Origin of the sequence: Streptomyces sp. CAI-85 (assembly GCF_013363615.1) — a bacterium.
Taxonomy (GTDB): Bacteria; Actinomycetota; Actinomycetes; order Streptomycetales; family Streptomycetaceae; genus Streptomyces; species Streptomyces antibioticus_B.
The window spans coordinates 180,090-201,802 of the sequence record NZ_JAANNX010000001.1; the positions used below are offsets into that span (position 1 = coordinate 180,090).

Sequence of the window (21,713 nt, forward strand, 5' to 3'; positions counted from 1 at the left end):
GGCCCCCGGCACCGCCCCGCGGCATCAGCCCCTCGGCCGAGGCCGACCGCATCCGTCACCCCCCGCGCCCCGCCCTCCCTCCTTACCTGGAGCACACCTTCCGATGGCACAACCCGCCCGCCGTCGCAGGGCCGCAGCCGCGGCCCGTGACAGCGCCGTCCGGCGCCGCCGCGTCCCGATGCGGCTGATGCTGCCCAGCCTCGTCCTCGTCGCCATGATGGCGATGCTGATGCTGCGCGGTTACGTCCACAGCGAGATCCTCGCCGACCACCGCATCCAGCCCGAGGCGTCCGCGAGCAAGGTCCCCGACGAGATCCTGGACGGCGGCCCGGTCATCGACACCCGCGGCGGCCGGCACACCACGCTGTCGGTGCCCGACCACCGTCTCGTCCTGACCTTCGACGACGGCCCGGACCCGGAGTGGACCCCCAAGGTGCTGGACGTGCTGAAGAAGCACCACGCCCACGCCGTCTTCTTCGTCACCGGCACCATGGCCTCCCGCTATCCGGACCTGGTCCGGCGCATGGTCGACGAGGGCCACGAGGTCGGGCTGCACACCTTCAACCACCCCGACCTCTCCTTCCAGTCGAAGAAACGTATCGACTGGGAGCTGTCGCAGAACCAGCTCGCGCTGGCCGGTGCCGCCGGCATCCGCACCTCGCTGTTCCGGCCGCCCTACTCGTCGTTCTCCGACGCGATGGACGACAAGTCGTGGCCGGTCACCGAGTACATCGGCTCGCGCGGCTACCTCACCGTCGTCAACAACACCGACAGCGAGGACTGGAAGAAGCCCGGCGTCGACGAGATCATCCGGCGTGCCACGCCCGAGGGCGGCAAGGGCGCGATCGTCCTGATGCACGACTCCGGCGGCGACCGCAGCCAGACCGTCCGGGCGCTGGACCGGTTCCTGCCCGACCTCCAGGCCGAGGGCTACCGGTTCGAGAACCTCACCGGTGCCCTCAGCGCGCCCAGTGCGCACACCGTCGTCACCGGCGTCGACCTGTGGAAGGGCAAGGCGTGGATCCTCCTGGTCGGCGCCGCCGAGAACATCACCGGCGTGCTGATGGTCGGCCTCGCGGTGATCGGCTTCCTGGTCATCAGCCGGTTCGTGCTCATGCTGCTGCTGTCCGCCCTGCACGCCCGCAAGGTGCGCCGGCGCGGATTCCGCTGGGGTCCGACGATCACCGAACCGGTGTCGGTGCTGGTCCCGGCGTACAACGAGGCGAAGTGCATCGAGAACACCGTCAACTCGCTGATGGCCAGTGAGCATCCCATCGAGGTGCTCGTCATCGACGACGGCTCCTCCGACGGCACCGCGCGGATCGTGGAGGCCATGGGCCTTCCCAACGTGCGGGTGATCCGCCAGCTCAACGCCGGCAAGCCCGCGGCCCTCAACCGGGGCATCGCCAACGCCCGCTACGACATCATCGTGATGATGGACGGCGACACGGTCTTCGAACCGGCCACCGTCCGCGAGCTGGTGCAGCCCTTCGGCGACCCGAAGGTCGGCGCGGTCGCCGGAAACGCCAAGGTCGGCAACCGGGACTCGCTGATCGGCGCCTGGCAGCACATCGAGTACGTGATGGGCTTCAACCTCGACCGCCGGATGTACGACGTCCTGGGCTGCATGCCCACCATCCCCGGCGCGGTCGGCGCCTTCCGCCGCTCCGCCCTGGAGCGGGTCGGCGGCATGAGCGACGACACCCTCGCCGAGGACACCGACATCACCATGGCCATGCACCGCGACGGCTGGAAGGTCGTCTACGCCGAGAAGGCGCGTGCCTGGACCGAGGCCCCGGAGACCGTGCAGCAGCTCTGGTCCCAGCGCTACCGCTGGTCGTACGGCACCATGCAGGCGATCTGGAAGCACCGCCACGCGGTCGTCGAGCGCGGGGTGTCCGGACGGTTCGGCCGGGTCGGACTGCCGTTCGTCTCGCTCTTCATGGTCGTCGCCCCGCTGCTGGCCCCGCTCATCGACGTCTTCCTGCTGTACGGGATCGTCTTCGGGCCCACGCAGAAGACGATCGTGGCCTGGCTGGGCGTCCTCGCCATCCAGGCGGTGTGCGCGGCCTACGCCTTCCGCCTCGACGGCGAACGCATGATCCATCTGATCTCGCTGCCCCTTCAGCAGATCCTCTACCGCCAGCTCATGTACGTCGTCCTGCTCCAGTCCTGGATCACCGCCCTCACCGGCGGCCGGCTGCGCTGGCAGAAGCTGCGCCGCACCGGTGTGGTGGGGGCTCCGGCCGGCGGTACGAACGAACGGAGGCCGGTCATATGAGCCACGGTCACCCGACCGGGACGGGCCGGGGCGCCGAGCGGACGCCCGCCTTCGGCGTCCCCCGGCAGCGGACCACACCGGCCTTCCCGGAACCGGACCCGTTCGCGGCCACGGTCACCGCCCCGGACCCCGCGGCCCCGAAGAAGCCGGGCCGCGACCGCTATCTCGATCTGCTGCGCACGATCGCCCTGGTCCGGGTGGTCGTCTACCACCTGTTCGGCTGGGCCTGGCTCACCGTGCTGTTCCCCTCCATGGGTGTCATGTTCGCGCTGGCCGGCTCGCTGATGGCGCGCTCGCTGAAGCGTCCGGCCCTGGGCGTGATCCGGTCCCGCGTCCGACGGCTCCTGCCGCCGCTGTGGGTGTTCGGCGCGACCGTCCTCACGCTGATGTTCCTCGGCGGCTGGAATCCGCTGAAGGACCCCGACCACGGCGGCACCCTGGGCCTCGTCGAACTGCTCAACTACGTCGTCCCGGTCGGCGCGCCCCCGTTCCCCTGGCACCTCGGCTCCAAGTCCGGGCTGCTGGAGAACACCTGGGCCGTGCAGGCGGCGGAGGTGCTGTGGTACCTGCGGGCCTACCTGTGGTTCGTGCTCGCCTCACCGCTGCTGCTCTGGGCGTTCCGCAAGGCGCCCTGGGTCACGCTGCTCGCGCCGCTGGCGCTCACCGCGGTGGTCGGCACGGGCCTGGTGACCATCCCCGGCGAGACCGGCAACGCGATCACCGACTTCGCCGTCTACGGCGGCTGCTGGGTGCTGGGCTTCGCCCACCACGACGGGCTGCTCGCCCGTATCCCCCGCTATGCGGCGGTCTCCGTCTCGGCGTTCTTCATGGCCTTCGGCCTGTGGTGGGCCTCGGGGCATCTGGGACCGGACGGCTGGGACCTCAACGACATCCCGCTGGCCCAGGCGGCCTGGTCCTTCGGGTTCGTCGTGATCCTGCTCCAGTACTCGCCCTCGTGGCAGGTCCTCCCGCGCGGACTGGCCCGCTGGGACCGGCTGATCACGCTCTCCAACAACCGTGCCGTCACGATCTACCTGTGGCACAACCTCCTCATCGTCGCCACCGTCCCGCTGATCGACCTGCTGTACCGGCTCCCCTTCATGCAGAGCCGAGGCGCCGAGTCCTTCCTGGACGCCACCGACGATTGGTGGATGTTCGCGCTGGTGTGGCCGCTGATCGGCGTGATGATCCTGACGACCGGCTGGGTCGAGGACATCGCGGCGAAGCGGAGGCCGCGTCTGTGGCCCGACGGCCGCAGGAGCAAGGCCCGCCGCGCCCGGCAGGCGGCCTGAGGCACACGGGAGCCGTCGCGCGAGGAGCGCGGCGGCTTCCGCCGTTCCGGCGTCTGCCATCCTGATCGGCATGCCCGCACGGAACCGACGGCTGCCCCGGCACCTCTCCTGGCCCCTGACCACCACCGACATCACCGAGTGCCTCGGCCCGTACATGAGCCGGGTCACGGACCTGTCCTTCCTCACCGGGCACGACAGCGGGACCATCGTCCTCGGCGCGTCGTGGACCGCCCCCGCCTCGCGCACCTACAGCCGTGGCGTCCACCCGGACTCGGTCGGATTCGGCATCGACGTCCACCCGGTGGCGGCCACCCGGCGGGCCGCCGTCCGGGCCCTTCTGCGTACGCAGGCCCTCCCCCAACTGCACGAGTGGGTCGCGCGGGCGTGCGCAGCCGACGAGACCTGGCGGCTGGCTTCGCACCAGCACTACTGGCGGCTCACCGACGGGCTTCTCACGCATCGCGACGAGGACTGAGCCGGCTCGGGCAACTCCCTTGATTGTTGCGGGTGTTGCACGTGCATGAACAAAGTCGCGGTCCTGTCCGACGGCGTTGACTTCGATCCGGGGGACATGTCAGTTTTGCCGCGCCGCCCCGTCCGGGAGCGGCCTCGGCACGCATGACGATGGGGGATGTTCGCATGCCAGGAGGGGGCAACCGGGTGTTCGGCCGGTCGCGCACGGGCTCACCTCTCCCGCTGTGTACGTCGCCGCTCTGTACGTCCCCTGTGTGTACGTCTTCCGCGTGTCCGCGGGGCGTACGGCTCTGACCGCCCGCACCGGGCTCTCCGGTAGCTGATCCGACGGGTCCGGCCCGCCCGGCCGCCGCGTCCCCGCGCATCCCTGTGTCCTTCCGTTCCCCAGGCCCGGCCGCCGTGCGTCCGGGTCCGACCTTCGCCCGTACCCGTCGCCTCCCCCCGCGCCTCCGATCCACCGGTTCTCTCCCCCGGCACACCAGCGGGGGATCGCCTCATCCGTGAAGGACAGCCATGCACATGCTCCGCTCCCGGGTCCCGCACCGGTCCCGTCCGCTCGGCAGATCACTGCGTCCGGTCGCCGCGGCCGCCGTGATCGCCGCTCTCGCCACCTCCCTGACCGCGTGCGGGGACGACGAGGACTCGGGCGGCGCGTCCGGCAGCGCGAAGTCGTCGTCCACGGTGACCATCGGACAGCACTCCAACGGCGCGGCCGAGCAGACCGACCTGGAGGTGGCCGAGGTCGCCGCGATCAGCGCCAAGGTCCCCAAGTCGGTACGGGACTCGGGGAAGCTGGTCATCGGCATCGGCGCGCTGCCGGCCGGTTCGGTGCCGCTGAACTACGTGGGGGACGACCAGAAGACCATCACCGGTGTCGAACCGGACTTCGGGCGGCTCATCGCCTCGGTTCTCGGTCTGGAGCCGGAGGTGCGGAATTCCACCTGGGAGAACCTGTTCGTCGGAATCGACAGCCAGAAGATCGACGTGGGCTTCTCCAACATCACGGTGACCGAGGAGCGCAAGAAGAAGTACGACTTCGCCTCCTACCGTCAGGACAACCTGGCCTTCGAGACGCTCGCCGATGACACATGGAACTTCGACGGCGACTACAAGAACCTGGCCGGAAAGACGGTCGCGGTCGGTGCCGGAACCAACCAGGAGAAGATTCTCCTGGAGTGGAAGAAGAAGCTGGAGGCGGCGGGCAAGAAGCTGACGGTCAAGTACTTCCCGGAGAACAACAGCGCATATCTGGCGCTCAACGGCGGAAAGATCGACGCCTTCTTCGGGCCGAATCCCTCGATTTCTTATCACGTCACGCAGACCGCGAAAACTCCGCAGGCGACCCGTAACGCGGGGCAGTTCTCCGGCGCGGGCGAGACGCTTCAGGGGCTGATCGCCGCCACGACCAAGACGGGCAGCGGGCTGGCCGAGCCGGTCGCCGAGGCGATCAACCATCTCATCGAGAACGGCCAGTACGCCACCTGGCTGAAGGCGTGGAACCTCTCCAACGAGGCCGTCGACACCTCGCAGGTCAATCCGCCCGGGCTGCCCCTGACCAATGAGTGACCACCCCTGAGCGAGCGGGGTCAATGAGCGCGCGGCGGCCTTTCGGATACGGGGCCGCCGCGTCGGCCTGTGAGGTAGCCGGCCTGGAAGCGGCTCTCGGCGCCCAGGTCCTTGAAGATGTCGGCGATGTGCCGGCGGCAGGTCCGCAGGGAGATGCCGAGCCGGCGGGCGATCGTCTCGTCGCGGACGCCGTCGCTCAGCAGGCTCAGGATCGTGCGGTGCAGTTCGTCGCGGACCGGCCCGCCGTCCGGCCCCTCGAAGGGTTCGGCCCGCTCCCACGCCTGGTCGAAGACCCGGTGCAGGAAGGTGAGCGTGGCCTCCTCGCGCACCCGGACGACCCCGTCGGCGGCGGCCGGATGCGGCAGGAAACCGACGGTGCGGTCGACGACGGTCAGCGCGCCGAACGGTTCGGCCATGGTGCGCACCTCGGCCCCGGCGGCGGTGAGCCGTTCCAGATGGGCGCGGGCGGCCGGCCGGTGGCGTGCCGCGTGGGGGTGCAGGACGCGTAACCGGACTCCTCGGGCGAGCAGGTGTAACTCCTCGTCGGGAGCGGGCCGTAACGGGTCGGCGGGGTGGGTGCCGCCGGGCCGGCAGCTCACCGTCTCGGCGTGGCAGCCGAGCAGCGCCTCCGCCAGCACGGCACCGGCCGAGGCGCGGTCGGCGAAGGTTTCGACGGAGTGCCGGGGCGGGCCGGAGCCGCGCAGCGCGGAGTGCAGGGCGGCGAGGTCGTCCAGCCGCCGGCGGGTCTCGCTGAGCCGTACGACGGTCTGCCGCATCGCCGATTCCCGGGAGGCGAGCCGCGCCGCGGCGACCTGCGGATCGAGAATCCGCCACCGGTGTTCCGCCGGATCCGCGGATTCCGTGGACCGGGCGTCGTCGTTCCGGTACTTCTCCAGCAGATGGGCGTCTTCCAGATCGGTGAGGATCTGCCTCGCCTCCGATTCGGTCAAACCCAGGACATCCGCCGTTCGTGAGACCGAAACAAATTGATAAGAAATTGCCCAGGCGTAGACGTGCGTATGTGCGGGACCGAGTGCGGAGGCGACCGCGGAACAGTCGATCGGTTGGCGTATGTCCATCTTTACCCCCTGGCAGTTTGCTGTCTGCAACATGATGACCGCCGGGAGCAGTTGAAAACAAGTGGCCTGTCCAGGCAAGCTTTTCGAGGCATCGAATTGCGCCATGCCCGTCCGCTTTCACCCACCGAATTCCCGACTGAACCCATTCACGACAGGGAAATCGAGCGGCCTGCCGTCGCGCCGTCGTCCCTCGCAGCGAAAGACAGGTTCATGCCCACCACGGAACTCGAAGCCGTCCGCACCACGTCGACCAGGACCGGTGAGACGATTCCCGAACTGCTGGCGGAGCAGGTACGGTTCCGCCCCGAGGACGTCGCCGTAGTACACCGGGACCGCTCGTACACCTACCGCCGGCTCGCCGACGACAGCGCGCTCGTGGCCGCGTATCTGCGCCATCTGGGAGCCGGCCCGGACGACCGGATCGGTGTCCTGGCCGACCCGTCGTACGATCTCGCGCTCGGCACCTGGGGCATCCTGCGGGCCGGGAGCGCCTATCTGCCGCTGTCCCCCGACTATCCGGCGGAGCGCCTCCGGTTCATGATCGAGGACGCGCGGGCCGCCGTCGTCTTCGTCCAGGAGGAACTCCGGCCCCGGTTACGGGAGCTGGCGCCCGCGGACACCCGGGTGGTCAGCCTGTCCGACGCGCGCGCCTTCGGTCGGGCCCAGGGGATCACCGGTGCCGACGACGGCACCCTGCCCCCGCTCCCCTCCCCCGAGCCGCACCATCTGGCGTACGTCATCTACACCTCCGGCAGCACCGGGCGGCCCAAGGGGGTGATGATCGAACACCGGTCGCTGGCCAACCAGTTGCGCTGGCTGCACGAGAGCCACGGTCTGGACGAGCGCCGCAGGGTGCTCCAGAAGACGCCGACCAGCTTCGACGCCGCGCAGTGGGAGCTGCTCGCGCCCGCCTGCGGAGCCACCGTGGTGATGGGGGAACCCGGACTGTACCGGGACCCGGACCGGATGGCCGAGCACATCGCACGGCACCGCATCACCACCCTCCAGTGCGTCCCGACCCTGCTGCGGGCGCTGCTCGACCTCGAAGAAACGTCACGGCTGGCCTCGCTCGACCAGCTCTTCAGCGGAGGCGAGATCCTCTCCCGGGAACTCGCCCGGCGCTGCGTGGAGACCCTGCCGCACGCCACCCTCGTCAACCTGTACGGGCCGACGGAGTGCACCATCAACTCCTCGTCCCACACCGTCGATCCGGCCGCCCTGCGGGAGGGGCCCCGGGCGGTGCCCATCGGCACCCCGGCCGCGCACACCGAGTATCTGATCCTCGACGAGCGACGCATCCCGGTCTCCGCGGGGGAGATCGGCGAACTGTACATCGGCGGACGGCAGTTGACCCGCGGCTATCTGCTGCGCCCCGACCTCACCGCCGAGCGGTTCTTCCACAGCCCGTACGCCGGCCGGGGCCGGGGCGGCTGGCTGTACCGCACCGGCGACCTCGCCTACGAGAACCCCGACGGCACCGTGCAGTACGTGGGCCGCGCCGACACCCAGGTCAAACTGCGCGGCTACCGCATCGAGCTGGACGAGATCCGGCTGCGCATCGAGACGCACGACTGGGTGCGCAAGGCCGCGGTGATCGTGGCCGACGACCGGGCCACCGGTCATCAGAACCTGCTGTCCTACATCGAACTCGACCCGGCCGAGGCCGCGTTGATGGACCAGGGCAACCACGGGGCGCACCATCAATCCAAGGCGGGCAAGCTCCAGGTCAGGGCCCAGCTCGCCGACGTGGGCGTCCGCGGCCCCGACGAGCTGGCCGGGCGGCCCGTGACCGAGCTGCCGGGCCGTGAACCCACCGCGGAGCAGCGGGCGTTGGTCTTCGGCCGCAAGACGTACCGCTTCTTCGAGGGCGGCGAGCTGCGCAAGGACGACGTCCTACGGCTGCTGGAGCGCCGCGCGCCCGGCGCCGCGCCGCGCGACCCCGCCGACCTCACGCGGGACGAGTGGGGACACCTCCTGCGCTACTTCGGCCAGTACCGCAGCACCGAGCGGCTGCTGCCCAAGTACGGCTACGCGTCACCCGGTTCGCTCTACGCGACCCAGCTCCACCTGGAGCACGAGGGCGTCGCTGGCCTGGCCACCGGCTACTCGTACTACCACCCGGTCGACCACACGCTCGTCCGGATCGGCGAGCGGGAGACCACCGGACGCCCCGGTCTGCGCCTGCACTTCACCGGCAGACGCCGGGCGATCGAGCCGGTCTACCGCAACAACATCCTGGAGGTCCTGGAGATCGAGACCGGGCACATCCTCGGGCTGTTCGACGAGGTGCTGCCCGGCCACGGCCTGCGGGTGGTGCCGGACGGCTACGACCCGGCCGTCCGCGACCGGCTGCGGATCCCCGACGAGGACTACTACCTGGGCAGTTTCCGTATCGTCCCGCTCGGCCCGGACGAGCCCCCGGGCCTGCCGCCCCTGGACGTGTACGTCCAGGCCCACCCGGGACGGATCGCCGGTCTCCCGGCCGGCCAGTACGCCTACACCGACGGCGGCCTGCGCCCCGTCTCCGCCGAACTGGTCCAGAAGAAGCACGTCATCGCCATCAACCAGGAGGTGTACGACCGGGCCTCCGTCGGCATCAGCGTGGTCAGCCCCACCGGTCCGTCCTGGCTGCGCTATGTGGCGCTGGGACGCGAACTCCAGCGGCTCCAGCTCAACGACCTCGGCATCGGACTGATGTCCGCGGGCTACAGCTCCAAGACGGGCAACCCCCTGCCGGCCGCCCGCCGCGTCGACCACATCCTCACCGGGGCGGGCCTGGCGACCGGGCCGTCGTACTTCTTCGTCGGCGGGCGGGTCAGCGAGGAGCAGCGGCGGGCCGAGGGCATGAAGGAGGACGTCGTCCACATGCGCGGCCCCGCCGAGATGATCAAGGACGATCTGGCCGCGTTCCTGCCCGACTACATGGTGCCCAACCGGGTCACCGTGCTCGACGCCCTGCCGCTGACACCGAACGGCAAGACCGACACCCGGGCCCTGGAACGGCTGGACACCAAGGTGTCGCGCCCTGCCGACCGGCCGTTCACCGCGCCGCGCACCCCGACCGAGGAGCGGGTCGCCGCGCTGTGGCGGAAGCTGCTCCACCGCCACGAGGCGTCGGTCCTCGACGACTTCTTCGAGACGGGCGGCAACTCGCTGGTCGCGGTCGCCCTGGTCAACCGCATCAACAACGAGTTCGGCACGGCCCTCCCCCTCCAAGTCCTCTTCGACGCCCCGACGGTGGAGAAGCTCGCCCGGAGCGTCGAGTCGGCGCGCGCGGCCACCGGCGAGGCACGGCCCGGGCTGTCCCGGCTGGTCCCGCTGCGCCCGGCCGGCCAAGGGTCCACCGGACGGCCGGTGTTCTGCTGGCCCGGCCTCGGCGGCTACCCCATGAACCTGCGCGCGCTGGCCGCCGAGACCGACGGCGACCGGCCCTTCCTCGGGGTGCAGGCGCACGGCGTCAACGCGGGCGAACAACCGTACCGGGGCATCCGGGAGATGGCCGCCGCCGACGCGGAACTGATCCTGCGCACCCAGCCGGAGGGGCCGTACACGCTGTGGGGCTACTCCTTCGGCGCCCGGGTCGCCTTCGAGACGGCCCATCAACTGGAGGCCGCCGGGCACCGGGTGGACCATCTCAACCTGATCGCCCCCGGCTCCCCCAGGATCCGCAGCCGTACGGCACCCCGCCCCGACGCCGACGGCACCGCACGCGCGGCGGACTGGGGCGACCCCACCTTCCTGACCATCCTCTACTCGGTGTTCGCCGGCCGGATCGACGGCCCCGAGCTGGCCGACTGCCTGACCACGGCCACCGGCCCGGACTCCTTCGCCGCCTTCGTCGGCGAGCGGTACCCGCATCTGGGCGCCGAACTGGTGCGGCGGATCACCGAGATCGTCCGCCTCACCTACACCTTCGAGTACACGTTCGGCGAACTCCTGGAACACCGGATCAGCGCACCCGTCCGCGTCTTCAAGGCAGCGGGCGACGACTACTCCTTCCTCGACGGCGTCACCGGCTGGTCCGAACGCCCGCCCGTGGTCGTCGCGTTGGCGGCCGACCACTACGGGCTGCTGCGCGCCCCCGGGGTCCACGAACTGTCCGCCGCGATCCGCCGGCTCGACCACCACTGAACCGCAGCACCCCTGAAGGAGCTCCCGCATGCCCCATGTCACCGTCCGCCACTTCCCCAAGGATCTCGACGCCGGCCGCCGGGCCGCCCTCGTCGCGGCCGTGACCGACGCGGTGACCGCCGCGTTCGACGTCGAGGAGGGCGCGGTCTCCATCGCCCTGGAGCCGGTCCCCGCCGAGGACTGGCAGGAGCGGGTCTACGCACCGGAGATCACCGGCCGGGCCGACCTGCTGGTCAAACACCCCGCCTACTGACCGGCGGACCCGCACCACCCGCGCAGCCAACCATCGAAGGACAACCCCCTGTGAAGAACGCGACCATCGCCCGATTCCTGCTCCAAGCCACCTTGTGGGGAAGCAGCTTCACCTTCATCAAGGCGTCGCTGCACGGGCTGACCCCCGGCCAGTTGGTCATCGCCCGGCTGCTGCTGGGCACCGCCTTCCTGCTCTCCCTCGCCGCCCTGCGGCACGTGCCCCTGCCCAGGGGCGCCGGTCTGTGGGGCCATGTGGCGGCCGCCGCCCTCTTCGGCAACGTCCTGCCGTTCCTGCTGCTGTCCTACGGGGAGCGCACCACCGGCGCCGGTCTGGCGGGCGTCCTGGTCGGCGCCACACCGCTGCTCACCCTGGGCGTGGCCACCGCCGTCCTGCCGGCCGAACGCGCCACCGCCCGCAAGGCCGTCGGCCTGCTCGTCGGCTTCGTCGGCGTGGTCGTGGTCATCGGCCCCTGGACCGACGCCACCGGCTCCTTCTCCGGCCGGGCGGCCTGCTTCGGCGCCGCGCTCAGCTATGCGGTGGGCTACGTCTACGTCCGTAAGTTCCTCAGCCCGCGCGCGCTCGCCCCGCTGGCCGCCGCGGCCTCCCAACTCCTCGCCGCGGCCGTCCTGATGGCGGCGGCCCTGCCCTTCCTGACCTGGCACACCCCCCACTTCACCGCCAAGGTCACCCTGAGCATCCTGTTCCTGGGCCTGTTCAGCACCGGCCTCGCCTACGTGCTGTACTTCCGGCTCATCAACGACGTCGGCGCCACCAACGCCTCCGCGGTCAACTACATCGTGCCGGTCGCCGCCGTCCTCATCGGCGCCGTCGCCCTCGGCGAGGCCGTCTCCTGGAACCTCCTGCTCGGCGGAGTGATCGTGCTGCTCGGCATGGGCTACGCGGAGAACCGCCTCGGCCAGCTCCGCCGTACCCCCGAACCGGCCACGCCCACGCCCACGCCCACGCCCACGCCCACCGACGAGTCTGTGCCGCAGGCCGCCGCGAGCACCGCGACCTCGGCCGACAAGGCGAACGCGCGGGAGCGGCGGTGACGCGCGCGTCCGCACGCCGCCGCCGCCGGCCGACCGCACCCCGCTGGTACCTCGCCGCCGTCGCCGATCTCGACACGATCCGCAGCCGCGACCCCTCCGTCCTCAGCCGCGGTGAGGCCCTGCTGCACCCCGCGCTGCCCGCCGTATGGGGCTACCGGGTCGCCCACCGGCTGCACCGGCGCGGGCTGCGCCGTCTCGCCCGGCTGCTGTCCAACGCGGCCCGGGTGGCCTCCGGCGGGGTGGAGATCCACCCCGGGGCCCGGATCGGGCGCGGCTTCTTCGTCGACCACGGCGCGGGCACCGTCATCGGGGAGACCGCGGTGATCGGGGACGACGTGACGCTGTTCCACCAGGTCACGCTGGGCTCCACCGGCTGGTGGCACGACCGGTCGGGTCCGGCCGGCGGCCGCCGTCATCCGGTGGTCGGCGACCGGGTGGTGATCGGCGCGGGCGCCGCCGTCCTGGGCCCGGTGACCGTCGGCTCGGACACGGTGATCGGCGCCCACGCCCTGGTGCTGCGGGACGTGCCCGAGGACAGCCGCGTGCTCGCCCCGGTCGCCACACCCCGGCGGACCGGCGGCCGGCGGTCCGCGACCCGCCGGGCGGCGGCCGTCCGCCCGGCACCCGCCCGGTCCCCCGCCGGCGCCCCGCCCCGGACGACCGCGACGGTGACGGCCTTCCCCACCTGGTGACCCGGCGGCCACCGACCGCCGACGAGGAGCAGACCATGACCACCACCCACACGACCTCACCCTCCGGCCCCGCGACGACCGCTCCCCTCCCCCTGCCCGCCGCCCGCAGGCCGGCCGGATCACTGGAGGAGCTGGTCGGCCGCACCCCCCTGGTCCGGATCGACTCGGGCACCCCGACGACCGTGCTGTACGCGAAGCTGGAGAGCGCCAACCCGCTGTCCAGCGTCAAGGACCGCACCGGTCTCTACATGATCGAGGCCGCCGAGCGGCGCGGCCTGCTCACCCCCGGCGACGGCACGGTCGTCGAGGCGTCCTCCGGCAACACCGGCATCTCGCTGGCCGCGCTCAGCGCCGCCCGCGGCTACGCCTGTGTCATCGTCCTGCCCGACAGCGCCACCCGTGAACGCGTCCAACTGCTGCGGGCGTTCGGCGCCGAAGTGGTCCTCACCCCGGCCGAGGAGGGCTACACGGCCGCCATCGAGAAGGCGGAGGAGATCCACCGGGCGCGCCCCGGCTCCTGGTTCGCCCGCCAGCACGAGAACGCCGACAACGTCGCCGCGCACTACGCCACCACCGGCCCCGAGATCTGGGCCGACCTCGACGGGCGCGTCGACGTGCTGATCGCGGGCGTGGGCACCGGGGGCACGCTCAGCGGCACCGCCCGCTATCTGAAGGAGCGTCACCCCGCGCTGCGAGTGGTCGCCGTGGAGCCGGAACGCTCACCGGTCCTCAGCGAGGGCTGGGGCGGACTGCACCGCATCCCCGGCCTCAACGGCGGCTTCGTCGCCGACACCACCGACACCGAGCTGATCGACGAGGTGCTGACCGTCTCCGACGAGGCGGCCTTCGACACCGCCCGGCTGCTCGCCCGCAACGAGGGGCTCCTGGTCGGCGTCTCCTCGGGCGCCGCCGCCCACGCCGCCCGGGTGCTCGCCGCCCGCCCCGAACACGCCGGGCAGACCCTCGTGACCGTCTTCCCCGACACCGGCGAACGCTATCTGTCCTGGCTGGAGTCCGCCGACGCCGAAGAAAGCCCAGTCATCTCCGCCCCCACCGACGCCACCGAGGAGCCCGCTCGATGACCCAGTTGCCCCGCATCGTCCTGCCCGGCGAGGGAGACTCCGTCCAGATCGGCACCACCACCCACACCACGTTCAAGGCCGTCGGCGGGGAGACCGACAACCGCCTCGGCATCTTCGAGCACCGCATGGACGCCGGCGCGCCCGGAGCCTCCCCGCACATACACAAGGAGCAGTTGGAGGCGTTCTACGTGCTGCACGGCACGGTCGAACTGCATCTCGACGGCCGCTCCTTCCCCGCCAGGCCCGGCACGTACGTCAACGTGCCCGAGAACATGTCGCACGGCTTCCGCAACCCGTACCAGGACCAGGCGACCATGCTCATCATCTTCACCCCGGCCAAGGACCGCGAGGAGTACTTCCGGGGCCTCGCGGAGCTGTACGCCGACGGCAACCGGCCCACGGAGGACGAACTGCTCGACCTGATGTCCCGCTACGACCAGTACGAACTCACCGTCGACGGCACGGTCCCGGGATGGGGGCGGCACTGACCGGCCGCGTCCGGGTGCTCCGCGCGGCCCGGTCGCGGTGACCGTCCCCGCGAAGCCGCCGGCCCCGGCCGGCCCCCGCCCGTCGCCGTCGGTCCGACGGCGGCGGGCGGCGGTCGTCGGCGCGTTCGTCGCCGCCTTCGGCGGTTTCGCCCACTTCAACGTGCTGCTCTCCGCGATGCCCGCCTACGCGGTCCGCTCCGGCGCCGGACCGGCGGGCGCGGGCGCCCTCACCGGCGCGCTGATGGCCGCCGCGCTGGCCGTCCAGCCGTTCACCCCGCGGCTCTTCGCCCGGCTGGGCCGACGGCGGTCCCTCGTGCTGTGCGGCGCGCTGCTCGGTCTGCCGTGTCTGCCGCTGCCTGCCGTCACCGGACTGCCCGCGCTGACCGGGCTGTCGGCGGTGCGCGGCCTGGGGTTCGGCATCCTCGTCGTCGCCGGTGTCACCTTCACGGCGGAACTGTTCCCGCCGTCCGCCCGCGGCCGCGCCCTCGGCCTGTACGGCGCGGTCGTCGGCGTCGCCGGGATCCTCGGCGCGCCGCTGGGCGTCGCCCTGGCCCGGCAGGGCTCGTATCCGCTCGCCTTCGGGCTCGCCGCGGGCGGCGCCGCCCTCGTCGTGGCGGGCGCCGCCGGCTTCCCCGGCGGCGCCGCTCCCGCCCCGCCCCCGCGGTCCCGGCCCCCGAAGGCGGCCACGGCCCGCGCGCTGCGCCCCATGACCGGCCTGCTGCTGATCGAGGCCGCCTCCACCACGGCCTACGGCGTCCTCTTCACGTTCCTGCCCCTCGCCGCGTCGGCCGCGCCCGCCGCCCTGCTCGCCGCCCAGGTCTCCTCCGTGCTCGCCCGGCTCCTGGCCGGCCGCCTCATCGACCGGCACGGGGCGCGGCGCGTGCTGACACCGGCCGTGCTCATGACGGTCCTCGGGACGGCCGCCGGTGCCGTGCCGCCGGAGGGCGCGCTGCTGACCTGGGGGTTCGTGGGGGGTGCCTTGGTGTTCGGGGCGGGTTTCGGGGCCGTCCAGAGCGCGACCCTGGTGCTGCTCCTCCAGTCCGCCGACGACACCTCCGCCGGGCCGGGGGTGGCGGGGGTGGCGTGGAACATCGCTTTCGACGCCGGCACGGGTCTCGGTTCGCTGGCGGGCGGCCCGCTCTACTCGCTCGGCGGCCCGACCGCGCTGTTTCCGGCGACGGCGGCCCTGCTGGCCGTCACGCTGCTGGCCCGGGCGCGCGGACCTCGCTGACCGTACCCACGTCGGCCGTCACCAGATCAGGCACCAGTAGCCCTGCGAAGTACCGATGCCGATACGGCTGACCTGCGGGACCAGCCTCGGGTCGGGGTTGCCGAGGGCCGCCATCGAACACACCGGGTCACCGACCCGGCCCGCGGCGGCCATGCGCCGGGCCGCGGCCTGAGCGACGGCGGAGGTGTACCAGACGGTGGTGGTCGACGGGGTGCTTCCGACCGTGGGCGGCGGTGTCCGGGGTGGGCTCGTGGCCGGGGTCGGCGCCACGGTCGTGGGCCGTACGGTCGTGGGCGGCACGGTCGTGGGCGGTACGGACACGGTCGGCACGGGCCCGGTCGGTGTGGGCCGGGGCACGTCGGTCGCCGTCGCGGAGGCGGAGAGGGTGAGCGTCGGCTTGGTCGTCACCGGTGGCTTCGGTGGCTTGGACGGCTTCGGTGGGTGTGTCGTTTTCGGTGGCCGTACCGGTGTCGATGTCGTCCGCGGTGCGGCCGAGGGACGTGTGGAGGGGGGTTTCGGGGTGGTCGCCCCGGCCGTGGCACGGTCGCTGGGGCGGGCCGTCGGGCGCCCGGTCGTCGCCGTCCCCGTGGGCGTGCCGGAGGGCCGGGACTCCGTGGGGCTCGGGCGGGCCGTGCCGGACGTCTCCGGTCTGGCCGTCGCGGACGGCGACGGATAGAAGGTGGGCAGGGACAAGTCACTCGACGGGGTCGGCGTCGGCCGAGGCGTCCCGCCGTCCGATGCCGTCAGCGCCCAGATGCCCAGACCGCCTCCCACCAGGACGACTGTCCCGCCCACGAGCCACGCCGTTCTGCGCGGTGGACGTCGGTGACGGCTCATGCATCCCACTGTCTGCCCGCCCGCCGGTGTTCTCAAGCGGTGGGCCCCGGATCGGCCTTCTTGCAGGCCATCTCAGTGACGGCGGCTCAGTGACGGCGACGACTTTCGTACCCTTGCGGCATGCGCATGCGCCCCACTCTGAGCTGGACCCCCACCGAGGACCTGCCGCCGGGCACCACGGACCTGGACCAGGTCACCGAGGCGGTGGCCGGCGGCGGTCTGCTGGTCCTCAGCGGGGCCGGCATCTCCACGGAGTCGGGCATCCCCGACTACCGGGGCGAGGGCGGCAGCCTCAGCCGGCACACCCCGATGACCTACCAGGACTTCACCGCGAGCGCCCGGGCCCGGCGGCGGTACTGGGCGCGCAGCCACCTCGGCTGGCGCACCTTCGGCCGCGCGCTGCCCAACGCCGGGCACCGGGCCGTGGCCGCGTTCGGGCGGCACGGCCTGCTCTCGGGCGTCATCACCCAGAACGTGGACGGACTGCACCAGACCGCGGGCAGCGAGGACGTCGTGGAGCTCCACGGCAGCCTGGCCCGGGTCGTCTGTCTCACCTGCGGCACCTTCACCCCGCGCCGGGAACTCGCCCGGCGGCTGGAGGAGGCCAACGCGGGCTTCGACCCGGTGGCCGCGGAGATCAACCCCGACGGCGACGCCGACCTCACCGACGAACAGATCGGCGACTTCCACGTGGTGCCCTGCGCGATGTGCGGCGGCATCCTCAAGCCGGACGTGGTGTTCTTCGGCGAGACCGTCCCGCCGCAGCGGGTCGAGCACTGCCGCAGCCTGGTCCGTGAGGCGGCCTCGGTCCTGGTCCTGGGCTCCTCGCTGACGGTGATGTCCGGGCTCCGGTTCGTCCGCCAGGCCGCCGAGGCCGGGACACCGGTGCTGATCGTCAACCGGGACCCCACCCGCGGCGACCGGCACGCCGTGACCCGGGTGGCCCTCCCGCTGGGGGCCGCCCTCACGACCGTCGCCGAGCGTCTTGGCATCCCCGTCGAGGACGGGACACCACCGCTCGCCCCCTCCAACGGGTGAATCCGGGCGCCCGGTGAGCGGCGGGCGGGTCGGCAGCGGGAAGTCCACCCTGCGTCCACCTCGCGCGCAGGGAGCAGCCGTATGCCGAAGTACCTCATCCAGGCCAGCTATACGCCCGAGGGCACGAAGGGGCTCCTCGCCGAGGGCGCGAGCGGCCGCCGTGCCGCCGTGGAGCAGGTCGTCGCCGGACTCGGCGGCACGGTCGAGGCCCTGTACTTCGCCTTCGGCGAGGACGACTTCATCGGCATCATCGACTTCCCCGACCCGGTCTCCATGGCCGCCGTCAGCCTCAGTGTCAAGGCCAGCGGCGCCCTGCACACCCGGGCCACTCCCCTGCTCACCGTGGAGGAGATCGACGAGGCCACCCGCCGCCAGGTCGGCTTCCGCCCGCCGGGCGCGTGAGGAGGGTATGCGCGCCGGTCGTCAACACTGCTGTTCGTAGCGGAGGTCGGCGTAGCGTCCGGCGGCGATGTCCTCGCGGGTGCCGACGATCAGGTTCATGGTGAAGACGCCGTAGTCGACCGCCTGTCCGGCCATCTGGGCGAGGAGCACGTCGTCGCCGTCGTCCGGTGCCATGTCCCACGGGTCGGAGAACCCGCCGAGCTGGACACAGACTCCGGGCCGGCTGCCGCCGGAGGCCGCGGCGAGGACGGCTTCCTCGAAGCGGTCGAGCACGCCCTCGCTGCCGTCCCCGTCCTGGAACGCGCTGGTCTCCGGGCCGGTGCGCCAGTCGTCCTCACTGTCGAGGGTCAGACCGGCCAAGGGGTACAGGGTGCGCGGTTCGTAGACCCTGATCCGTATGTCCTCACCGTCGTAGGTGTACGTCGGGGCGCGCTCGGTGGCCGGCGCCCCGGCGGGGACGTGGAGGACGACGGAGGTCTCGGGCGGGTACTCGATGTCGACGAAGAACAACAGGTGCCCGTCGGCGGGCAGTTCGATGTCCAGCACGTCCCGGGGCAGAGCCGCGCAGTCGACCGTCAGCACGAGGGGCTCCTTGCCGTCGGGCCGGTCCACCCCGTCCGGCAGCACGGGCAGCCCGCCCGTGCGCGCGGCGGGGCGGGCGTTCTCCCGTCGGTCCGGGGGCAGTTCCTCGTACGGCACCAGGTAGAGGCACGGTCGGGAGCGCGCGACCAACTCCCGCGCCACGCCGCCGGGTACGCCGGAGGCTTCGGCCATGTCGTGGACGAACCGCTCGTCGATCGCAGTCATGTCCGGGATCGTGCCACGGACCACTGACAGCCCGGCTGTCGCGGTCTCAGGTCCTCACGTCCACGCCCGGTAGCCGCCGTCCACGCGGATCGTGTCGATGGCGCTGATGTGGCGGGCGCCGCAACGGTCCTGCGGGAGCACGAGTTGCGGACCGGCGCGGTCGAGCGGGGTGCCGTCGATGGTGACGGCGAGCAGCACGGGCGCCTGTCCGAAGTCGGGGTCGATCTCCGCCCACGACAGCAGCGCGTGGTGACCGTCGGCGCCGCGCACGGCGATCAGGAAGCGCAGCCGGTCCTTGCGCCGGGCGGAGTCGAAGACGGGACCGGCGTCCACGAGCACGTCGTGCAGGAGCGGGCCGGTGAAACGGTGGTGCTGGACGCCGCTGGTGGCGCACTCGAAGGCGACGTCCGCCTGCCGCTGGGGCCAGGCCAGCAGGTCGGGCACCGTCAGACGGTACGGCCGGGCCACGTCACCGGCGAGCACGACTTCCGCCGGCGGCCCGACGGCCGTACCGGCGGCTGCGAGAGAGGGACCTGTCACGCAGACGCATATACCCATATGAAAGATCGGAAAGCATCGCTGGTGCAAGGTTGTATGACCAGTGCTCATGGCATCTGCGATTTCGTTCGCGTTGCGCCGTGCCGGGCGGCCGGTGGACCGTGACGGCGCGCCTCGGCCGAGGGAACCGGCGTCTGTGGAGGATCGGGGAGGCGTCACCGTCCCCCCGCCCCCACCTGCATGAAGAGGTCCGGCCATGAGATCTTCCGACGACGGCGAGGGGCGGTACGGCGAGGCCGTCTTCCGCCCGGAACAGGCCGGCGAGGGCGAGCGCATCGACTACGGCGCCCTGACCTACGACGACGTCACGCTGACCCGGCTGCGGTCCCTCGGGGCCGGCCCGGGATGGCGCTGCCTCGACGTGGGGGCCGGTACGGGGACGGTCTCCCTGGGGCTGCTGACCGAGGCCGGGGTGGCGAGCGTGCTCGCCGTGGACCGGGACGTACGGTTCCTGCGCGCACGCCAGGTGCCCGGGCTGGACGTGCTGGAGGCCGACGTCACCGCCCCGGACTTCGCCCCCGGCCGGTTCCGGCTCGTGCACGCGCGGTTCGTGCTGATGCACGTGCCCGAGCGGGAGCGTCTGATCAGGGCGCTGGCCGAACTGGTCGAGCCCGGCGGTGTGTTGGTCCTCAGTGACGCCGTCGACCTGACGAGCGACCTGGCCGCCGGGCAGCCGGGCGACACGCCCTACAGCGTCGCGATGCGGGCGATGTGGCGTGGGCTCCGGGCCACCATCGGCACCGATGTCTCCTGGGTGCCGTCGTATCCGCATCTGCTGCGCGGGGCGGGGCTGGTGTCCGTCGGCGCCGAGATGCATGTCCCGCCGTTGCTGCCGGGCAGTCCCATCAGCCGTTTCTGGGCGGACACCTGGGAGCGGAGCAGGGCGGCGATGCGCGCCACCGGTCTGGTCGGCGACGCGGACATCGACGCGGCGATCCGGTACCTGGACTCCGAGGACTGCGCCGCCCTGTCGGCCGGCATGCTCACCGCCTGGGGGTGCAGGCCCCAGGAGTAAGGCCCCTTGGCCGTACGGCGACATCCCCCCTTCCCGCCGGCCAGTCCCGCAGAGGGACTGGTAAATGAAAATGATTATCGATAGCGTGTCGGTGGCGCGGCCCCCGTCCCCTCCCTCCGAGGGTTTCTCCGGGCTGCCCCGAAGTCTGAACCGCTGTCGTGAAAAGGGGAGTTGTGGCTCATCTGCTGATGGTCGAGAGCTGGGTCGGGTCGATGAGCAGACTCCTGCCACGGGCGGTCCGGGAGGGCGGGCACGAGTTCACCTTCCTCACCCGCGATCTGCACCACTACCTCCGCTCGGCGCCCGAGGGCACGGCCCACCCGCTGCTCGGCGCCCGCCATGTGATCACCGCCGACACCAACGACACCGACACCCTGCTGCCGGAGATCGAGCGGCTGCACGCGGTGCTGCGCTTCGACGGGGTGCTCACGTCCTGCGACTACTACCTGCCGGCCGTGGCCCGGATCGCCGCGCGGCTGGGGCTGCCCGGTGCCGCCCCGGAGGCGGTGGAGGCCGCCTGCCGCAAGGACGCCACCCGCCGGATCCTCGCCGAGGCGGGGGTTCCGGGGCCGCGTTTCGCCGTGCACGAGGAGTGGGCCGACCTGAGCCGGGCGGCGGACGGCATCGGCTATCCGCTGGTCGTCAAGCCGGTCGACCTGTGCGGGGGCATGTACGTACGGCGCGTGGACGACGAGGAGCAACTCGCCGCCTGCGTGAGGGAGCTGGCCGCCTTCCCCGTCAACGCCCGAGGTCAGCGCCGGGCGCCTGCGGTCCTGTTGGAGGAGCTGTTGGACGGCCCCGAGGTGAGCGTCGAGACGGTGTCCCACGCGGGCACGGTGCACGTGGTCGGCGTGACCGACAAGAGCATCGGCGGGGCGCCCGCGTTCATCGAGACCGGGCACATGTTCCCGGCCGCGCTCGTCGCCGACGACGCCGAGGCCGCCGGGCGGACCGCCCTCGCCGCGCTGGAGGCGCTGGGTCTGACCGACGGCGTGGTGGCCCACACCGAGATCAAGCTGACCTCGGCCGGTCCGCGCGTGGTCGAGGTCAACCCGCGCCCCGCGGGCAACCGCATCACCGAACTGGTCCGTCATGTGACCGGCGTCGACCTGGCCGCCGCCTTCGTGGAAGTGTCCCTGGGCCGTAAGCCCGATCTGCGGGGCGGTGACACCGGGCTGCGCAGCGCGGCCGTCGGTTTCCTCGTGCCGGAGACCTCGGGCACCGTCGAATCCCTGGACGACGGCGGCCTCGGCGCGGCGCCAGGTGTGTTGGAGGTGGGGCTGCCCGGGCCGGGCCGGCGGGTGAGCGCGGCGCGCAGCAACAACGAGTACCTCGGGCACGTCATGGCGGGCGACCCCGCCGGGCTGGGTGCCCGCGCCCGGGTCGAGGCCCTCCTCGACGAGCTGCGGTCGGGGCTGGTGATCCGATGAGTGAC

20 protein-coding genes are annotated in these 21,713 nt (G+C 72.2%); 16 read left to right on the forward strand and 4 right to left on the reverse strand.

Annotated elements, in window-relative coordinates:
* Window positions 1–103: 103 nt before the first annotated feature.
* The 4 genes from G6W55_RS00715 to G6W55_RS00730 all read left to right on the forward strand — a co-directional run bounded on the left by G6W55_RS00715 (window position 104) and on the right by G6W55_RS00730 (window position 5,613).
* Window positions 104–2,281 (forward strand): polysaccharide deacetylase family protein, encoded by a 2,178-nt coding sequence (locus G6W55_RS00715; RefSeq protein WP_175518740.1) that lies wholly within the window; start codon window positions 104–106, stop codon window positions 2,279–2,281.
* Window positions 2,278–3,573: an acyltransferase gene (locus G6W55_RS00720; protein WP_175518741.1), complete on the forward strand. Its 1,296-nt coding sequence runs from the start codon at window positions 2,278–2,280 to the stop codon at window positions 3,571–3,573. Before G6W55_RS00715 ends, G6W55_RS00720 begins: the two co-directional genes overlap by 4 nt.
* Before the next feature lie 70 nt (window positions 3,574–3,643).
* Entirely contained in the window at window positions 3,644–4,048 is a 405-nt protein-coding gene (locus G6W55_RS00725; protein WP_175518742.1) for a hypothetical protein, read from the forward strand.
* Between the two features lie 518 nt (window positions 4,049–4,566).
* Entirely contained in the window at window positions 4,567–5,613 is a 1,047-nt protein-coding gene (locus tag G6W55_RS00730; protein ID WP_175518743.1) for an ABC transporter substrate-binding protein, read from the forward strand.
* A 20-nt stretch (window positions 5,614–5,633) separates the two neighbouring features.
* Here G6W55_RS00730 and G6W55_RS00735 read toward each other — a convergent pair whose 3' ends face one another.
* Entirely contained in the window at window positions 5,634–6,563 is a 930-nt protein-coding gene (locus G6W55_RS00735; protein WP_175518744.1) for a helix-turn-helix transcriptional regulator, read from the reverse strand.
* Window positions 6,564–6,902: 339 nt separating this feature from the next.
* Here G6W55_RS00735 and G6W55_RS00740 point away from each other — a divergent pair, with 339 nt between their 5' ends.
* The 7 genes from G6W55_RS00740 to G6W55_RS00765 are packed head-to-tail and all read left to right on the forward strand — an operon-like array spanning window position 6,903 to window position 15,621.
* A complete protein-coding gene (locus tag G6W55_RS00740) occupies window positions 6,903–10,823 on the forward strand; it encodes an amino acid adenylation domain-containing protein (protein WP_254876042.1) in 3,921 nt (1,306 codons plus the stop codon).
* Window positions 10,824–10,851: 28 nt separating this feature from the next.
* On the forward strand, window positions 10,852–11,076 hold the full coding sequence (locus G6W55_RS38425) for a tautomerase family protein (RefSeq protein WP_254876043.1): 225 nt from the start codon (window positions 10,852–10,854) through the stop codon (window positions 11,074–11,076).
* A gap of 50 nt (window positions 11,077–11,126) precedes the next feature.
* Window positions 11,127–12,128 (forward strand): DMT family transporter, encoded by a 1,002-nt coding sequence (locus tag G6W55_RS00745; RefSeq protein WP_175518745.1) that lies wholly within the window; start codon window positions 11,127–11,129, stop codon window positions 12,126–12,128.
* The gene (gene epsC, locus G6W55_RS00750; protein WP_175518746.1) at window positions 12,125–12,820 is read left to right on the forward strand and encodes a serine O-acetyltransferase EpsC; all 696 of its coding nucleotides are present in this window, start codon (window positions 12,125–12,127) and stop codon (window positions 12,818–12,820) included. The genes G6W55_RS00745 and epsC overlap by 4 nt, the downstream gene beginning before the upstream one ends.
* A gap of 35 nt (window positions 12,821–12,855) precedes the next feature.
* On the forward strand, window positions 12,856–13,902 hold the full coding sequence (gene cysK / locus G6W55_RS00755) for a cysteine synthase A (RefSeq protein WP_175518747.1): 1,047 nt from the start codon (window positions 12,856–12,858) through the stop codon (window positions 13,900–13,902).
* A complete protein-coding gene (locus G6W55_RS00760) occupies window positions 13,899–14,390 on the forward strand; it encodes a cupin domain-containing protein (RefSeq protein WP_030782519.1) in 492 nt (163 codons plus the stop codon). The genes cysK and G6W55_RS00760 overlap by 4 nt, the downstream gene beginning before the upstream one ends.
* A gap of 37 nt (window positions 14,391–14,427) precedes the next feature.
* Window positions 14,428–15,621, forward strand: a complete 1,194-nt coding sequence (locus tag G6W55_RS00765; RefSeq protein WP_175518748.1) for an MFS transporter — start codon at window positions 14,428–14,430, stop codon at window positions 15,619–15,621.
* Between the two features lie 18 nt (window positions 15,622–15,639).
* On the opposite strand, the gene G6W55_RS00770 is transcribed toward G6W55_RS00765, so the two are convergent.
* Window positions 15,640–16,029 carry a hypothetical protein gene (locus G6W55_RS00770; protein ID WP_175518749.1) on the reverse strand — a complete coding sequence of 130 codons (390 nt, stop codon included), beginning with the start codon at window positions 16,027–16,029 and terminating at the stop codon, window positions 15,640–15,642.
* A gap of 127 nt (window positions 16,030–16,156) precedes the next feature.
* On the opposite strand from G6W55_RS00770, the gene G6W55_RS00775 reads away from it, so the two are divergent.
* The 3 genes from G6W55_RS00775 to G6W55_RS00785 all read left to right on the forward strand — a co-directional run bounded on the left by G6W55_RS00775 (window position 16,157) and on the right by G6W55_RS00785 (window position 17,898).
* Window positions 16,157–16,297 carry a hypothetical protein gene (locus G6W55_RS00775; RefSeq protein WP_175518750.1) on the forward strand — a complete coding sequence of 47 codons (141 nt, stop codon included), beginning with the start codon at window positions 16,157–16,159 and terminating at the stop codon, window positions 16,295–16,297.
* Between the two features lie 281 nt (window positions 16,298–16,578).
* On the forward strand, window positions 16,579–17,496 hold the full coding sequence (locus tag G6W55_RS00780) for an NAD-dependent protein deacetylase (RefSeq protein ID WP_175518751.1): 918 nt from the start codon (window positions 16,579–16,581) through the stop codon (window positions 17,494–17,496).
* Window positions 17,497–17,577: 81 nt separating this feature from the next.
* Entirely contained in the window at window positions 17,578–17,898 is a 321-nt protein-coding gene (locus tag G6W55_RS00785; RefSeq protein ID WP_175518752.1) for a GYD domain-containing protein, read from the forward strand.
* Between the two features lie 21 nt (window positions 17,899–17,919).
* Here the strand turns inward: G6W55_RS00785 and G6W55_RS00790 are convergent, their stop codons facing one another.
* A complete protein-coding gene (locus tag G6W55_RS00790; protein WP_254876044.1) occupies window positions 17,920–18,705 on the reverse strand; it encodes a DUF1963 domain-containing protein in 786 nt (261 codons plus the stop codon).
* Window positions 18,706–18,759: 54 nt separating this feature from the next.
* On the reverse strand, window positions 18,760–19,245 hold the full coding sequence (locus G6W55_RS00795; RefSeq protein WP_309243586.1) for a molybdopterin-dependent oxidoreductase: 486 nt from the start codon (window positions 19,243–19,245) through the stop codon (window positions 18,760–18,762).
* 214 nt (window positions 19,246–19,459) lie between these two features.
* On the opposite strand from G6W55_RS00795, the gene G6W55_RS00800 reads away from it, so the two are divergent.
* Window positions 19,460–20,278 (forward strand): class I SAM-dependent methyltransferase, encoded by an 819-nt coding sequence (locus tag G6W55_RS00800; RefSeq protein WP_175518754.1) that lies wholly within the window; start codon window positions 19,460–19,462, stop codon window positions 20,276–20,278.
* Window positions 20,279–20,451: 173 nt separating this feature from the next.
* Window positions 20,452–21,708: an ATP-grasp domain-containing protein gene (locus tag G6W55_RS00805; protein WP_175518755.1), complete on the forward strand. Its 1,257-nt coding sequence runs from the start codon at window positions 20,452–20,454 to the stop codon at window positions 21,706–21,708.
* The last annotated feature ends 5 nt before the right edge of the window (window positions 21,709–21,713 follow it).

What these genes read in the sequence shown, in the direction of transcription:
- G6W55_RS00715 (WP_175518740.1), top strand. Translation starts at nt 104, where the DNA reads ATGGCACAACCCGCCCGCCGTCGCAGGGCCGCAGCCGCGGCCCGTGAC.
- G6W55_RS00720 (WP_175518741.1), top strand. Translation starts at nt 2,278, where the DNA reads ATGAGCCACGGTCACCCGACCGGGACGGGCCGGGGCGCCGAGCGGACG.
- G6W55_RS00725 (WP_175518742.1), top strand. Translation starts at nt 3,644, where the DNA reads ATGCCCGCACGGAACCGACGGCTGCCCCGGCACCTCTCCTGGCCCCTG.
- G6W55_RS00730 (WP_175518743.1), top strand. Translation starts at nt 4,567, where the DNA reads ATGCTCCGCTCCCGGGTCCCGCACCGGTCCCGTCCGCTCGGCAGATCA.
- G6W55_RS00740 (WP_254876042.1), top strand. Translation starts at nt 6,903, where the DNA reads ATGCCCACCACGGAACTCGAAGCCGTCCGCACCACGTCGACCAGGACC.
- G6W55_RS38425 (WP_254876043.1), top strand. Translation starts at nt 10,852, where the DNA reads ATGCCCCATGTCACCGTCCGCCACTTCCCCAAGGATCTCGACGCCGGC.
- cysK (WP_175518747.1), top strand. Translation starts at nt 12,856, where the DNA reads ATGACCACCACCCACACGACCTCACCCTCCGGCCCCGCGACGACCGCT.
- G6W55_RS00760 (WP_030782519.1), top strand. Translation starts at nt 13,899, where the DNA reads ATGACCCAGTTGCCCCGCATCGTCCTGCCCGGCGAGGGAGACTCCGTC.
- G6W55_RS00780 (WP_175518751.1), top strand. Translation starts at nt 16,579, where the DNA reads ATGCGCATGCGCCCCACTCTGAGCTGGACCCCCACCGAGGACCTGCCG.
- G6W55_RS00785 (WP_175518752.1), top strand. Translation starts at nt 17,578, where the DNA reads ATGCCGAAGTACCTCATCCAGGCCAGCTATACGCCCGAGGGCACGAAG.
- G6W55_RS00790 (WP_254876044.1), bottom strand. Translation starts at nt 18,705, where the DNA reads ATGACTGCGATCGACGAGCGGTTCGTCCACGACATGGCCGAAGCCTCC.
- G6W55_RS00800 (WP_175518754.1), top strand. Translation starts at nt 19,460, where the DNA reads ATGAGATCTTCCGACGACGGCGAGGGGCGGTACGGCGAGGCCGTCTTC.